We start from the raw sequence: 14,716 nt of genomic DNA, 5'->3' as shown, positions 1-14,716 counted from the left end.
CTTGGGTCAAGCCCTGGCTAATTTCACAGCATTTTCCCAACCCGAGGCTTTTTTCCTGCTTGGTGGTTTGATGGGAAGTGGGAAATGGATAACCGAGCCACTCAAAAAATATTTTAATGATTATCTCCTGGAAGTCTACAAAGGTAAAGTGAAACTAATGTATTCAGGAATGAAAGGGAAGACAGCGGCTATTTGTGGTGCGGCTGCCTTAATTTGGGAGGATCACCAATAGAGTTGTTAAAGAAGTTCTAAATATTCCCTCTGCGCTACTAATCTTTCTATATTTGATCACCACCTTATAAAAAAACTATGCGTCATTATCTGGTACTCTTTATTGGGCTAATATTAAGTTTGCAATCCGTCTTAGCTCAGGTACCTAAAAAAAGCACCTCCTCAGACATTTATCATTCCTTGCAGAAATTAAATTTTCTGGGCTCTGCCTTGTATATTGCTGCACATCCTGATGATGAAAATACACGACTTATATCTTACCTTTCAAACGAAGTCAAAGCCCGGACCGGTTATTTATCTATTACTAGAGGTGATGGAGGACAAAATCTTATAGGAAAGGAACTTAGGGAATTATTAGGAGTTTTGAGGACGCAAGAATTATTGGCAGCCAGAAGCGTAGATGGTGGAAAGCAGTTTTTTACCAGGGCGAATGATTTCGGGTATTCCAAACATCCCTCAGAAACTTTAGAGATTTGGGATAAAGAGGCCGTTTTGGGAGATGTGGTATGGGTACTTAGGAATTTTAAACCCGATGTTATTGTAAACCGTTTTGATCACAGAACCCCCGGTTCAACACATGGACATCATACTTCTTCGGCTATGCTAAGTGTAGAGGCATTTGATCTTGTCAATGATGTAAATGCCTATCCTGAACAATTAGATAAAGTAAGTCTTTGGCAACCCAAAAGACTATTTTTTAATACCTCCTGGTGGTTTTACGGAAGTCCTGAAAACTTTGAAAAAGCCGATAAGTCTAAAATGATGAATTTAGATGTAGGAGTTTATTATCCAATGAAAGGGCTTTCTAACAACGAAATTGCGTCCATAGCCAGCAGTCAGCATTTGAGTCAGGGTTTTGGCAGATTGTCCAGTAGAGGCAGTCAGGATGAATATATAGAATTGTTGTCAGGGGATATGCCAAATGATAAATCCAATATTTTTGAAGGGATCAATACAAGTTGGTCAAGAGTCAAAGGAGGTGATGCTATTGGTAAAATATTGGTTGCAGTAGAAGAGAACTTTGATTTTGTAAATCCTTCAAAACACCTCCTGGAATTACTTGAAGCACATAAATTGCTTGTTAATATTGAGGATGATCATTGGAAACGCATTAAATTAAATGAACTTCAGGATATTATCCTCGAAGTTTGCGGACTTTACCTGGAAGCCTCATCTGCAGTGCCAAAAGCAGTTCCCGGAAGTAGTGTAACGATAAATATTGAGGCCCTTAACCGAAGTAATGCCGATATTTCATTTAATTCAGTTTCTCTCGCTTCAGAATCTTTTCCCCAGGATAAACTACGATTAGATAATAATAAAAAAAAGAATCTTGAATTAGATCTTGAGATACCCCAAGATCAACCCTATACAAGTCCCTATTGGCTGGCAGAAAAGGGAAGTCTGGGCATGTACAAAGTGAATCAGCCCGAAATAATAGGAAGTCCCGAAACCACGCGCCCTTTTCACGCAGAATTTGAATTGGAATTTGATGGCTATTCTATGAAAATCAATAAACCTGTAATTCATAGATATTCAAGACCCGACAAAGGAGAGCTCTATGTCCCTTTTGAGATTATACCGGAGGCCACTGCCAGATTTAGTGATAAGGTATTGATCTTTGCGGACGACGCCTCAAGAAAAATACCGGTAACTATTACTGCACATAAAAGCGGCCTTAAGGGAAAAGTACAACTGGGTCATAATAAAAACTGGGGTGTAGATAAGGAATTTATAGAATTTGAAATTGCCAACAAGGGTGATGAAAAGACCGTTATTTTTACTTTGACTCCCCCGTTACAGGAAGACCTATGTTTCATAACACCCATTATTCATATTGAAGACAAAGAATTGGATAAAGAGTTAATAGAGATAGCCTACGACCATATTCCAACACAAACGGTTTTGATTCCTTCCGAGGCCAAGGTTGTAAGGCTCAACATTCAGAAAGTTGGTGAACATATTGGTTATATAATGGGTGCAGGTGATGATGTTCCTGAAAGCCTTGAGCAGATTGGTTACACCATTCATCTTATAGACCCTAAAGAAATAGAATCTGGTTCTCTGGATAAATATGATGCTGTGGTTACAGGGATCAGAGCTTATAATGTAATTGAAGAATTGAAATTTAAACAGCGATATTTACTGGAATATGTTGAAAATGGCGGGAATCTCATCATACAATATAATACTGCCGGGCGAAGGGACACGGCTTTTAAAGACCTGGCCCCCTACCCTCTAAAAATTTCCAGGAATAGAATTACCAATGAAGATTCTGAGGTAAAAATTCTTGCTAGTGACCATTCAGTTGTTAATTTTCCAAATACAATTACCGATCAGGATTTTGAGGGCTGGGTACAAGAGAGAGGACTTTACTTCCCGGGTGAATGGGATCCAAAATTTACCCCAATACTGCAAATGAATGACAAAGGAGAATCTCCAACTAATGGAGCACTGCTTGTTGCCCCATATGGTGATGGAAATTATATATATACCGGGATTAGCTTTTTCAGGGAACTTCCGGCCGGTGTTCCCGGAGCATATAAGCTATTTGCTAATATTTTATCGATGGGCAAAGAGCGAATGAATAACAGTACGGATATAAAAGGTAAATGATACCAGAAAAATTAAACTGGAAAAAGGAATATACTTTAGTGTTGGTTCTCAACACTATTTACATTGTCGTATTTTACTTTGTAATGACCACATACAGCTAATATGGGGAAACTAGACTGGTTTATTCTTGGCGGAACCCTATTATTTATAGTGGTTTACGGTGTATGGAAATCCAGAGGCAATAAAGATGTTAGTGATTATGTGCTTGGAGGGAACCAGGCCAAATGGTGGACGATTGGTCTTTCCGTGATGGCTACACAGGCAAGTGCAATTACTTTTCTCTCCACCCCCGGTCAGGCGTTTCACGATGGAATGGGTTTTGTTCAATTCTACTTTGGCCTTCCATTGGCCATGATAATCATATGTGTAGTCTTTATCCCCTTATATCACAAACTTAAAGTATATACCGCCTACGAATTTCTTGAAAGAAGGTTCGATCTTAAAACCCGCTCACTTGCCGCCATTTTGTTTTTAATACAACGGGGTCTGGCGGCAGGAATTACTATTTTTGCGCCCTCCATAATACTCTCTGCCGTGCTTGGTTGGGATTTAAAAACTTTGAACATAATTATAGGCTCTTTAGTGATTATTTACACTGTTTCCGGAGGCACTAATGCGGTAAGTGTTACCCAAAAGCAACAGATGTTTGTAATAATGACAGGGATGTTTATAGCCTTCTTTTTTATTCTGGGTTATTTACCTGCAGATATCTCATTTACTAAAGCCCTAAAAATTGCAGGGGCCAGTGATAAACTTAATATCCTTGATTTTAGTTTAGATACGCAAAGCAGGTACACATTCTGGAGTGGAATTACCGGGGGAATGTTTCTGGCCCTGGCATATTTCGGAACGGATCAAAGTCAGGTTCAGCGGTATCTATCAGGGAAATCTATCAGGGAAAGTCAGCTAGGCCTAATTTTTAACGGGATCTTTAAAATACCCATGCAATTTTTTATTCTCCTGGTTGGTGTTATGGTTTTTGTATTCTATCAGTACAATCCATCACCATTAAATTTTAATCCTGCGGCAACCAATGCCATTATGCAATCTTCATATGCCGAAGATTACCAAATATTGGAAGAGGGTCATAAAAATTTGGAAATAGAAAAGAAAACTGCCCAGGATCAGTTTTCTGCGGCCTTAGACTTGGACGATCAGGATGCTACATCCAAGGCCCAAAACGAAATGCTCTTAATAATTGAAAAGGAAAAAAACAACAGGGAAGCAGCAAAAGCCATGATTAAAAAGGCAGACGACCTTGTAGAGACTAATGATAAGGATTACGTATTTATTCACTTTATCTTAAATTATCTGCCAAGAGGACTAGTAGGTCTTTTATTGGCTGTAATTCTATCTGCAGCCATGTCTTCCACTGCCTCAGAATTAAATGCACTTGGAACAATTACTGCGTTGGACCTTTATAAAAGGAATAAAAAGGAAGAATTTTCACCTGAACATTACGTCAAAATATCGAAGTTATTTACTTTGCTGTGGGGAATCATAGCCATTGTGATTGCATGTGTAGCAAACCTGTTTGATAATTTAATACAGTTGGTAAATATCATAGGCTCTATTTTCTATGGCAATGTTTTAGGAATATTTTTACTGGCCTTCTTTTTCCAGTTTGTAAAAGGAAACGCAGTTTTCATAGCAGCAATTATTACTCAAATCGTTGTAATTCTAGTCTGGTATTTAGATTGGATGTCATATTTGTGGTTAAATGCATTTGGATGTGCTCTGGTAATTATGCTGGCTTTCGTGCTCGAATCATTTGACAGGCTCCATATGACTCCTCCAATAAAGCGGGTATGATATTCATTCCTCATATTTACTACTGAAAATAATACATGATCACAGGGTTTGAAAAAAACAAAAACCCCAACCATTTAAGGTCAGGGTTTTAGAATATGTTAATTGCTATAATGTTATAATGCGCCCCACTCTTTAAGCGAGTCTTTATTCATTTTTACATAATCTGCATTGCCTGCCGCTTCAGCTACTGCCAAAGATTTCTTGGCCGCTTCAATAGCTCCTTTTGTATCACCCATTTTGGCGTAAATAAGAGATTGTCTTCTCATCATCCAAAATGCTTTGTCATTCATAGAAACCGCTTTGTCAATCCATTCCTTAGCTTTTGCAAGGTCTTTTCCCTCTTCATGATAATAAGATGCCGCTGCAAAATAATCGTTAGCAGATGGTCCGTTCATGACAGTTTCAATACTCTTAACCGCCTTTGCAGCGGTTGGTACTTCAAAAGCAACACCTACATATGTTTTTTCCCACATCATTCCAAGTGTAGCTCCGTTATTGTGCAATTCATCAATACTCATAGTAAAGGATTCTACATTCGAAGGCATATTATAAACCTCAACAGTAGTCTTGGCTGCTACTTTAGAATCATCCCAATTCTGAGGAGTACCCCAATTGTTGGTATCAGAATAGAAAACAACTTCCCAGGAAGTTAGTCCGGGTTTTGTAAATATTGCGTAGGATCCGGCCTTTACTTCCTGGCCGGCAATAGTTACGTCATCGCCAAAAGTTATCATCGAATTTTTGTTAGCCCCTGTTCTCCATAATTTATCATAAGGAACAAGATCACCAAAAATAGTTCTTCCGCGCATAGAAGGTCTTGAATACTCTACGCTCACATCAGTCAATCCAACGGTTTGCATGATTTTTCCAGATGGACTGGGTGCAGGTGTTGATATTTGCCCATTCAAAGAAACGGACGCAATAACAACACAAAGTAATAGTGTAAGTTTTTTCATTATTTATTAGGTTTTATAGTTCTGACAAAGCTAAATATAATGGTCTATTTCCCTTGTTAACAAATCCTTAAATAATGTCTACCCTATTAGTTGAGAATAAATGGTTTTGATATTGTTTCACCCTGCAGATAAAAAGTTAAATAATATACGGCACTTCCCAACCCACTTAGATCTATACTATTATTTTCAATTAAATTTCCCGGTGTATGCCTTACTCTTTTACCGGTAATATCAAAGATTGATCGTCCAAACAAGGGTGCATTTGAATTGAGATCGTATTGAAGTTCCTGTGATCCGAACATTCTGTAAATAATTAATTCATCGTCTGAATTTCCTAAATCTTGTGGTATTTCTATTGGTAACTCTTCATTTTGCTGAATTGTATCGTTGGTATTAAATTCATATAGCTGTGAAGGGAGCGATATGGTAGGAAAATTGTTTTGGTAACGCTCGGAAGATATATAGTAGGTATTAGCATCGGAATAGGTAATTCCTTCTACCTGTGAAAACCCAATTCCTAAATCTATCTTTTCCTCATTGCCATTAAACGAAAAATTGGAGGAAGGTTCGTCAATCCGAACAATAAAAGGTTGCAATTGAGGTGAATAACCCAGTAACATTATGACATTAGAAGCTTTATTATATGTGGCTCCTGTAATCAGTCCTGAGACATCATAAAAATCCATATTTGTAGCTGAATATGATCCCGGAACCTTTGGAATGGAATATACCACGGTGCCATTTGATTGCCATTGTTTAGTAAAGATCAGCAACTGATCATTAAAATCGACCAGGGCTTCTGCATCCCAATCAGAATTCTGAGTCTCCGAATAATCCGTTTGATCCTCATATGTAAAATTTATTATCTCTGCATTTACGCTAGTTAAATTATCAAACTCAGACTTTATTATTCTGTATATGCGAAGGTCCTGCCTGTTACCGCCATTATTTCCAAAGTCACCAATATAAATATAGGTGTCATCCTGTGTAATATCTTCCCAGTCAATATTTGTCGCATTATTTATCGTGATTATGCGGAGAATTTGGGCGCTCAGGGTATCTAGTTCATACAATTGTGGTAAATTTCCTGAATCATTATGTGTTATGAGTCTGCCATTGTAATAAATAAGACCCGAGGATTCCAGAACATTTTCTGGTAAAGTCCCTATAAGCATGGTATTAACCTGTGCGTTTAAGAAAACGACAGGTAGAAAAAAGCTTATAATAGTTAACTTGAAAATCATGACACTTAGCTCCTGAAATATACAAAAATCACTTAGTGAACTAAAAATTTCCCGACCACAAGAGCTATTCCGCCACTGTATGGGATCATACTGCCCAGAGAATTGTTGTAAACTCGACTATTTTTACTATTTGTTTAACATATTTAATTTTTTATTAAACATATTTGCATCTAATTTTGTAAAAAACACTTTAATGAAGTTATACCAGCTGCATTCCAGACAATACTTGCCTATTACACAAAAGGAGGCATGGGCCTTTTTATCAAATCCTGCAAACTTAAAAGTTATTACACCAGGCCACATGGGCTTTCATATATTAGATGGGGCCGACAAGGATATGTTTCCGGGTCAGATTATTCAGTACAAAGTTTCCCCGTTTCCCGGAATTACCACCAAATGGGTTACCGAAATTACCCATGTAAAGGAAGGTGAATACTTTGTAGATGAACAAAGGTTTGGACCCTATGCGTTGTGGCATCATAAGCACTTTATAAAACCTATTGAGGGAGGAGTGGAAATGGAAGATGTTATTGATTATAAGCTTCCTTTTGGAATTTTAGGTCAGCTCACCCATCCCTTTTTAGTTAAAAAGCAATTGAAAAAAATATTTGCTTACCGCGAAGAAAAGCTGGAGGAACTATTCGGGCGTATGAATGATTCCTCAAACGAATTAAGCATGAAATCTATTTAATTATGAAAAAAAATCTATTGTTGATCGGAGGATCTTATGGTATTGGTTTATCCATAGTAAAACAATTACAGGAAAGTTTTACAATATATGTAGCATCAAGGAGTAAGGAAGGTTTAGAAGACCTGAATGTAAAACATATTACATTCGACGCGTTGACTGACTCATTAGATCCCTCTCAACTTCCCGAAGAACTTCACGGATTTGTATATTGTCCCGGCAGTATAAACCTAAAACCGCTAAAAATGCTTAGTATGGCCAACTTTGAGGAAGATATGCAACTTAATTTTTTTAGCATGGTAAGGGTTGTTAAAGACATAATCGGTAAAATGGCAGATAATTCAAGTATGGTTTTCTTTAGTACAGTTGCTGTAGGGACAGGAATGCCCTTTCATACAAGTGTCTCCGCTGCGAAAGGAGCTATAGAAGGGTTTGTAAAATCTCTTGCCGCAGAATATTCCCCGAAAATTCGTACTAATGTCATTGCACCTTCACTTGTAGATACGCCATTGGCAGGTCGCTTATTGAACAATGATCGAAAAAAAGAAAGTATGGCGGAACGTCATCCGCTCAAACGAGTTGGTACTCCTGAAGATATTGCAAATATCGCCGGGTTTTTGTTAAGTGATAAAAGCGGTTGGATAACAGGTCAAGTCGTTGGGGTTGATGGTGGACTATCTACACTCAATATTAACTAAATGCCACAAAAAATAAGTATTTTTTGGTTTCGCAGAGACTTAAGACTGCATGATAACGTTGGGCTTTACCATGCCCTTAAAGGAAATCACCCGGTTTTACCAATATTTATTTTTGATACTGAAATACTTCAATCACTTCCTGAAAATGACGCCAGGGTATCATTTATTTATGATTCCTTGCAGGAAATACGAAAACAGCTGACTGAGCATTACCAAAGTTCAATAGGTATCTATTTCGGCAATCCTCTGGACATTATTAAAACCCTAATTGCTGAATACGATGTTCAATCTGTTTATACAAATAGGGATTATGAGCCCTATGCCCGGAAAAGGGACAGGGAGATTGCACAGACATTAAAACTATCCAATATCGAATTCAAAACTTTCAAAGACCAGGTAATCTTTGAAAAGAATGAAGTTGTTAAGGATAATGGTGAGCCCTATGTGGTTTATACACCCTATATGCGGAAGTGGAAACAAAAATTCCATTTAGATGAGCCGGTTATGCTTTATGACTCTGAGTCGTTGTTAAACAGGATGCATAAGAAAACAGATTTACCAAATCTGGCACTGGAAGAGATAGGCTTTAACAGATCTGATATAAAGGTCCCCGCCTATGAAATTTCTAAATCATTATTAAATTCATACGAGAAAACAAGAAATTTTCCGGCTATAGAAAAAGGAACTTCTAAACTGGGCCCGCATCTGCGATTTGGAACCGTTTCTACAAGACAGATAGTATTAAAAGCAATGAACATTAAGAATGAAACATTCTTAAATGAATTGATTTGGCGCGAATTTTTTATGCAAATTCTTTGGCATTTTCCGCATACTGTGCATAAAGCTTTCAAACCAAAATATGACAGGATTCCATGGCGGAATAATGAAAGTGATTTTGATAAGTGGAAAAATGGGGAAACCGGATACCCCCTTGTTGATGCAGGAATGAGAGAACTTAATTCTACGGGATTTATGCACAACCGGGTACGAATGCTGGTGGCAAGTTTTCTTTGTAAACATTTATTAATAGACTGGCGCTGGGGTGAAGCCTATTTTGCTTTAAAACTATTAGACTTTGAATTAAGCAGTAATGTTGGAAACTGGCAATGGGCAGCAGGCAGCGGCGTGGATGCTGCTCCTTATTTCAGAATCTTCAATCCCATTACACAAGTCGATAAATTTGATAAACAAAAAGAGTATATAAATAAATGGGTGCCAGAGCTGCAGGAATTGACTTATCCACAAATGATGGTAGATCATAAAATGGCACGTGAGCGCTGTCTGAAAACATACAAGGAAGCACTGAACTAAGTTGAATTAGTCCTTAGTTCTTAGGTGTTTTATTTTTTAGTAATCTAGAATACATTACACAGTAAAAAGATGTATTTTTAGTGAATTGATTACCAACTCTTATAACATTTAAAACACATGAGAATAATATTCTTTGGAATATTGCTTGTTTTGAGCTCCCTTGTATCAGCTCAAAAAATTAGTAATAGCAAAAAAGCAGTTCTTCAATCGATTGAAAAACACAATACAGAGTTAATTGCGATTAGTGATTCAATTTGGGCTCTTGCCGAAACAGCCTTTAATGAAGATCAATCTTCTGTTATATTGGCAGATTATGCAGAAAAGAATGGTTTTACGGTTGAACGCGGAGTTTCAGGAATGCCAACGGCCTTTATTGCAACTTACGGATCAGGTAAACCCGTAATTAGTATTTTAGGTGAATTTGATGCCCTTCCCGGAATTTCTCAAAAGGCCCAGCCAACTAAGGAAGCATTAAATGAAGGTGCGGCCGGACATGGTTGCGGGCATAATTTATTTGGAACAGCGAGTCTCGGAGCTGCTGTGGCAGTAAAAGAGCTTATGGAGGAGGGTAAAATAAAAGGAACCGTTAAGTTTTTTGGCACACCGGCTGAAGAAAAATACTTCGGAAAGGTTTGGATGGTACGCGACGGTTTATGGGATGATGTAGACGTTAATTTAAGCTGGCATCCGGCAGACAATACTGAAGCAGACGCTCAAAGTACGCTTGCACTGGTTGATTTTAAAGTTGAATTCTTTGGCCAGGCGGCACATGCGTCCTCTGATCCGTGGAATGGAAGAAGTGCTTCCGATGCTTTAGAAATCTATACTACGGGAATTAATTACTACCGCGAACATATTAAGCCAACTGTACGCATTCATTACCATATACAAGATGGTGGGCAGGTTGTTAATGTTGTGCCGGATTATACCAAACTTTGGGTTCGGGTAAGGGACTCCAAGCGAAGCGGAGTTATGCCGGTTTACGAAAGGGTTATGAAAATGGCAGAAGGGGCAGCAATAATGGCGAATGTGGATTATAAAATTTCACTGATCTCGGGAATTTATGAAGTATTGGTAAACAGATCCGGGGAAGAGGTCATGCAAAAAAATTTAGAATATTTAGGTGACATATCCTATTCTGATGAAGAGCAGGCTTTTGGTAAAAAGATTCAGGAGATTACAAAAAAGCCTCAGATCGGAATGGATAGTAAAATAAGTCCGCTTAAGGAGACCAAGGAAAATCCCGGGGGTGGGTCAACAGATGTTGGCGACGTAAGCTGGAATGTTCCGAACATCAATCTAAGTGTAACCACGGCACCAAAAGATACGCCCTGGCATTCGTGGGCGGTTGTTGCATGCGGCGGAATGAGTATTGGCCATAAAGGCATGACTTATGCGGCTAAGGCTTTGAGCATGACTGCTGTTGATCTTTTCGAGGATCAGAAATTAATTGAAAAAATTAAAAAAGAGTATAATGAACGGAAGGGTGATGAGGTTTATGAAGCCAATATACCTCCCGGCCCGCCTCCCGTAGGAGATAATTAATAATAACGTTTAAATAATCCTAAAAAATTATGGCAGAAAGAGAAATAGTAAAAGAATATACAAACGGTGATTTCACGGTGGTATGGAAACCAAAGAAATGCATCCATTCGGCAATATGTGTGAATACTTTACCGAAAGTTTATGATCCCAATAAAAAACCGTGGATTGAACCAAAAAACGCCTCTATCAATGAATTAAAATCGCAAATAGATATATGTCCTTCAGGGGCACTAACTTATTATATAAAAGGAGAAACAGAAAATTTAGAAGATATGTCAGATAATACACGAGTAGAAGTAATGGCTAATGGGCCACTTTTGGTCCATGGAACTTTAGAAGTAAAGGATGCCAGTGGTAAGTCAGAAAGTAAAAGCGGGGTAACTGCATTATGCCGATGCGGCGCATCAGTCAACAAGCCTTATTGTGATGGAGCTCATAAGAAAATTGACTTCGTTGGATAAAATAAGTGTTATGCATTTATAATGGAGCTATATGAAATTGAAAGCCATATTATTAACTAATTCTGATTATTATGAGTTCAATTTTTAATAAAATCCTGCTAATACTTATTATTATGGGGCCGGCACAAATTTTTGGACAGTCAACTGAGCTTAAATCAATGCTGGAAATTTTTTCAATCGACAGCGGAGAGCGAAAAGTGATTTACGAAGAAAAGGCACACTTTGAAGCGCCTAACTGGAGTACCGATGGAAACTACTTAATTTTCAATCAAAATGGACTCCTATACAGAATAAAAACAGATGGCAGTTCCAAGGAACAACTAGATACAGGAACCGCAGTAAAATGCAATAATGACCACGGAATATCTCCGGATGGTACCATGCTGGCTATTAGTAACAATGATCCCATAGAGGGGGTAGAATCCGGTACATCAAGGATCTATACATTACCCATTGAAGGAGGTGTTCCTAAACTTGTGACATTAGAATATCCTTCCTACTGGCATGGATGGTCTCCGGATAGTGATGCAGTTGTATATACCGCACGACGCAATAATAATTATGATATTTATAGAATTTCAATTCATGGAGGTGAAGAGGAACGCCTCACGGACAGCCCCGGGCTAGATGATGGCCCGGAATATTCCCCTGATGGTACCTACATTTACTACAATTCAATGCAATCCGGTTCTATGGAGATTTGGAGAATGAAAGTTGATGGAAGTGAAAAAGAGCAATTAACGAACGATGCATATTCTAACTGGTTTGCACATCCATCACCGGATGGTAAATATTTTGTTTTTATTTCCTACCTGCAAGATCAGGGAGACCGTCATCCTCCCTTAAAAGATGTGGCATTGCGTCTTTACGATCTTAATACTAAGGAAATTAAAAGTCTTTGCTCTTTTACAGGCGGACAGGGAACTATCAATGTCCCTTCCTGGTCACCCGATAGCAAACACTTTGCATTTGTATCCTATGAAAATCAATAATCCATTATTTTAAACACCCATAAAACATCCAAAAACCATTTCAATGAAAAAACTTACACTCTTACTTTTCATATGCTATTTTTCAAATTCATATGCTCAGGACTTTGATTTTCAATACGACCATTATTCTTTCGTAGTTACCGATCTTAAGAAAACAGGAGATTTCTATGCCAACATCTTAAGACTAAAAGAAATACCACATCCGTCTGCATCAAAGGGGTTTCGCTGGTTTAGCATTCATGGAAATTCTCAACTTCACCTGATAGAAAAAGATTCCGTTATCAGACAAAATAATAAAAGTATCCATCTGTGCCTTGCAACCAAAAACCTGGATGGTCTTATCACCTATCTGGAAGAGAAAAATGTACCCTATTGGGATTGGCCCGGTAAAAAGAATGCTGTTACGGACCGCGCTGATGGAGTTAGACAGATCTATATTAAAGATCCCGAAGAAAATTGGGTTGAAATTAATACTGCAACCCACGACTAAAAATATTCTATTACTATTGAAATCGATATTTAGAAGCACGTTATATAATAAATAAAATATCAAAACTTACTACAATGAGCAGCCCTGTTAAGCGCATTTTTCCGCTGGGTTTCCCATGGGAAACGCAAGACCCTTTTTTGTTCTGTGTTTATCATTTAGATCACTATCCAAAAGGAAATAATGCAATGGAACCCGATGTTTCCCTTGAAGGGCGTAACCTGGGTAATGACTTTGTTATAAAAGATGGTTGGAGAATGTATCACGGTCATACCATCCCGGGGTTTCCCTATCATCCGCATCGCGGATTTGAAACGGTTACAATTGTGAATAAGGGCTTTTGTGATCATTCAGATTCATTAGGAGCTGCCGGCAGATTTGGACAAGGCGATGTGCAATGGATGACTGCGGGCAGGGGTGTACAACATTCAGAAATGTTCCCTTTGCTGAATACTGCTCAGGATAATCCGTTAGAATTATTTCAAATTTGGATCAACTTGCCCAAAGCAGATAAATTTGTTGAACCTGATTTCAAGATGCTCTGGCATGAAGATATTCCCCTTGTTCAGATAAATAATACTACAATAAAAATAATTGCCGGAAACTTTGAAGGAACACCTGCGTTGGAGCCGGCACCCAATTCGTGGGCAGCAAATACAGATAATGAAGTGGCCATCTGGAATATTCATATGGATGAAAACGAAACGTTTAATTTACCTCCGGCATCTGCAAATTTAAACCGTACCTTGTATTATTATGAAGGCGATGAGGTTAAAATCGGAGAGCAATTGATTAAACCAGATCATGGTGCAGAACTTATTTCAGAAACTGAAATTACTATTGAAAATGGTAGTAAGAAATCACACTTTTTGTTACTTCAGGGAAAACCGATTAACGAGCCGGTAGCAAAGTATGGTCCCTTTGTCATGAATACTCAGATGGAAATTCAGCAGGCTATGGAGGAATACAGGCTTACCCAATTTGGAGGCTGGCCATGGCCGCATGCAGACAATGTACATCCAAGGGAAAAAGGCAGGTTTGCAAAATATCCTGACGGAGAGGTTGTAGAACCCTAAAAAGGTGAATATTTTAGCAGCTTCTGGTTATTTAAACCTTTGCTTCAATAGAAGTTCTTATTTATCCTATAGAAAATCCCGGTGCCAGTAAATTATCTGCTTTGCCCGGATGACGCTTCAGATATGCAGCAACAAAAGGACATAAGGGTGCCATTTTGAATCCGTTTTCTTTAATATATTCAAGGGTTTTAGACACAATAAGTGACCCAAGACCCTTTCCTTCTAATGAACGAGGTACTTCTGTATGGGTTAGATAAATGACATTATTTTTGGTCCGGATATATTCTATAAATACTGTTTCCTCCTCTATTTGTAGTTCAAATCTTTTCTTTTGACCAGATTCGTTGTTAATAAGGGGTAGTTTTTTCCAAACCGGATTTTTCATTTACAAGATCTTTATATTACCGTGAATTCGTTGAATACTGAAGACTAATTCTTTATTATATCCTTTCAATCCTTGCGCCAATAGCTTTCAGACGATTATCAATATCTTCATACCCTCTGTCTATCTGTTCAATATTGTGTATGATCGACGTTCCTTTTGCGCATAGAGCTGCGATTAAAAGGGATACTCCGGCTCTGATATCAGGGGAGACCATTGT

13 protein-coding genes and 2 pseudogenes (1 of these 15 cut by a window edge) are annotated in these 14,716 nt (G+C 38.2%); 11 read left to right on the top strand and 4 right to left on the bottom strand.

Features of this window, described 5'->3' with window-relative positions:
• The 3 genes and pseudogenes from Q0X89_RS01990 to Q0X89_RS01980 form a co-directional block, all read left to right on the top strand.
• Window positions 1–232, top strand: a pseudogene (locus tag Q0X89_RS01990) (ROK family protein); the annotation flags it as partial.
• A gap of 77 nt (window positions 233–309) precedes the next feature.
• Window positions 310–2,844, top strand: coding sequence for a PIG-L family deacetylase (locus Q0X89_RS01985; RefSeq protein WP_297690931.1), 2,535 nt, complete (start codon window positions 310–312; stop codon window positions 2,842–2,844).
• A 102-nt stretch (window positions 2,845–2,946) separates the two neighbouring features.
• A complete protein-coding gene (locus Q0X89_RS01980; RefSeq protein WP_297690930.1) occupies window positions 2,947–4,656 on the top strand; it encodes a sodium:solute symporter in 1,710 nt (569 codons plus the stop codon).
• Window positions 4,657–4,769: 113 nt separating this feature from the next.
• Here the strand turns inward: Q0X89_RS01980 and Q0X89_RS01975 are convergent, their stop codons facing one another.
• Complete coding sequence (locus Q0X89_RS01975; protein WP_297690929.1) at window positions 4,770–5,612, bottom strand: DUF2911 domain-containing protein; 843 nt, start codon at window positions 5,610–5,612, stop codon at window positions 4,770–4,772.
• A gap of 86 nt (window positions 5,613–5,698) precedes the next feature.
• Window positions 5,699–6,856 (bottom strand): T9SS C-terminal target domain-containing protein, encoded by a 1,158-nt coding sequence (locus Q0X89_RS01970; protein ID WP_297690928.1) that lies wholly within the window; start codon window positions 6,854–6,856, stop codon window positions 5,699–5,701.
• Window positions 6,857–7,049: 193 nt separating this feature from the next.
• On the opposite strand from Q0X89_RS01970, the gene Q0X89_RS01965 reads away from it, so the two are divergent.
• From Q0X89_RS01965 to Q0X89_RS01930, 8 genes are all read left to right on the top strand, one after another.
• Complete coding sequence (locus Q0X89_RS01965) at window positions 7,050–7,547, top strand: SRPBCC family protein (RefSeq protein WP_297690927.1); 498 nt, start codon at window positions 7,050–7,052, stop codon at window positions 7,545–7,547.
• Window positions 7,548–7,549: 2 nt separating this feature from the next.
• A complete protein-coding gene (locus Q0X89_RS01960) occupies window positions 7,550–8,242 on the top strand; it encodes an SDR family oxidoreductase (RefSeq protein WP_297690926.1) in 693 nt (230 codons plus the stop codon).
• Window positions 8,243–9,553 (top strand): deoxyribodipyrimidine photo-lyase, encoded by a 1,311-nt coding sequence (locus Q0X89_RS01955; protein WP_297690925.1) that lies wholly within the window; start codon window positions 8,243–8,245, stop codon window positions 9,551–9,553.
• Between the two features lie 117 nt (window positions 9,554–9,670).
• Window positions 9,671–11,098, top strand: a complete 1,428-nt coding sequence (locus Q0X89_RS01950; RefSeq protein WP_297690924.1) for an amidohydrolase — start codon at window positions 9,671–9,673, stop codon at window positions 11,096–11,098.
• A gap of 29 nt (window positions 11,099–11,127) precedes the next feature.
• Window positions 11,128–11,559, top strand: a complete 432-nt coding sequence (locus Q0X89_RS01945; RefSeq protein ID WP_297690923.1) for a (4Fe-4S)-binding protein — start codon at window positions 11,128–11,130, stop codon at window positions 11,557–11,559.
• A 71-nt stretch (window positions 11,560–11,630) separates the two neighbouring features.
• A complete protein-coding gene (locus Q0X89_RS01940; protein ID WP_297690922.1) occupies window positions 11,631–12,551 on the top strand; it encodes a DUF5050 domain-containing protein in 921 nt (306 codons plus the stop codon).
• Window positions 12,552–12,594: 43 nt separating this feature from the next.
• Entirely contained in the window at window positions 12,595–13,041 is a 447-nt protein-coding gene (locus Q0X89_RS01935; RefSeq protein WP_297690921.1) for a VOC family protein, read from the top strand.
• Between the two features lie 74 nt (window positions 13,042–13,115).
• Window positions 13,116–14,114, top strand: coding sequence for a pirin family protein (locus Q0X89_RS01930; protein ID WP_297690920.1), 999 nt, complete (start codon window positions 13,116–13,118; stop codon window positions 14,112–14,114).
• 61 nt (window positions 14,115–14,175) lie between these two features.
• Here the strand turns inward: Q0X89_RS01930 and Q0X89_RS01925 are convergent, their stop codons facing one another.
• Both Q0X89_RS01925 and Q0X89_RS01920 read right to left on the bottom strand, forming a co-directional pair.
• Window positions 14,176–14,499 carry a GNAT family N-acetyltransferase gene (locus Q0X89_RS01925; RefSeq protein ID WP_297690919.1) on the bottom strand — a complete coding sequence of 108 codons (324 nt, stop codon included), beginning with the start codon at window positions 14,497–14,499 and terminating at the stop codon, window positions 14,176–14,178.
• Between the two features lie 55 nt (window positions 14,500–14,554).
• Window positions 14,555–14,716 (bottom strand): annotated as a pseudogene (locus Q0X89_RS01920) (UDP-N-acetylglucosamine 1-carboxyvinyltransferase) (it continues 1,065 nt past the right edge of the window).

Origin of the sequence: uncultured Eudoraea sp. (assembly GCF_947258525.1) — a bacterium.
Taxonomy (GTDB): Bacteria; Bacteroidota; Bacteroidia; order Flavobacteriales; family Flavobacteriaceae; genus Eudoraea.
The sequence above is the reverse complement of the archived record's forward strand: the minus strand, read 5'-3'. Positions and strand labels throughout refer to the sequence as shown.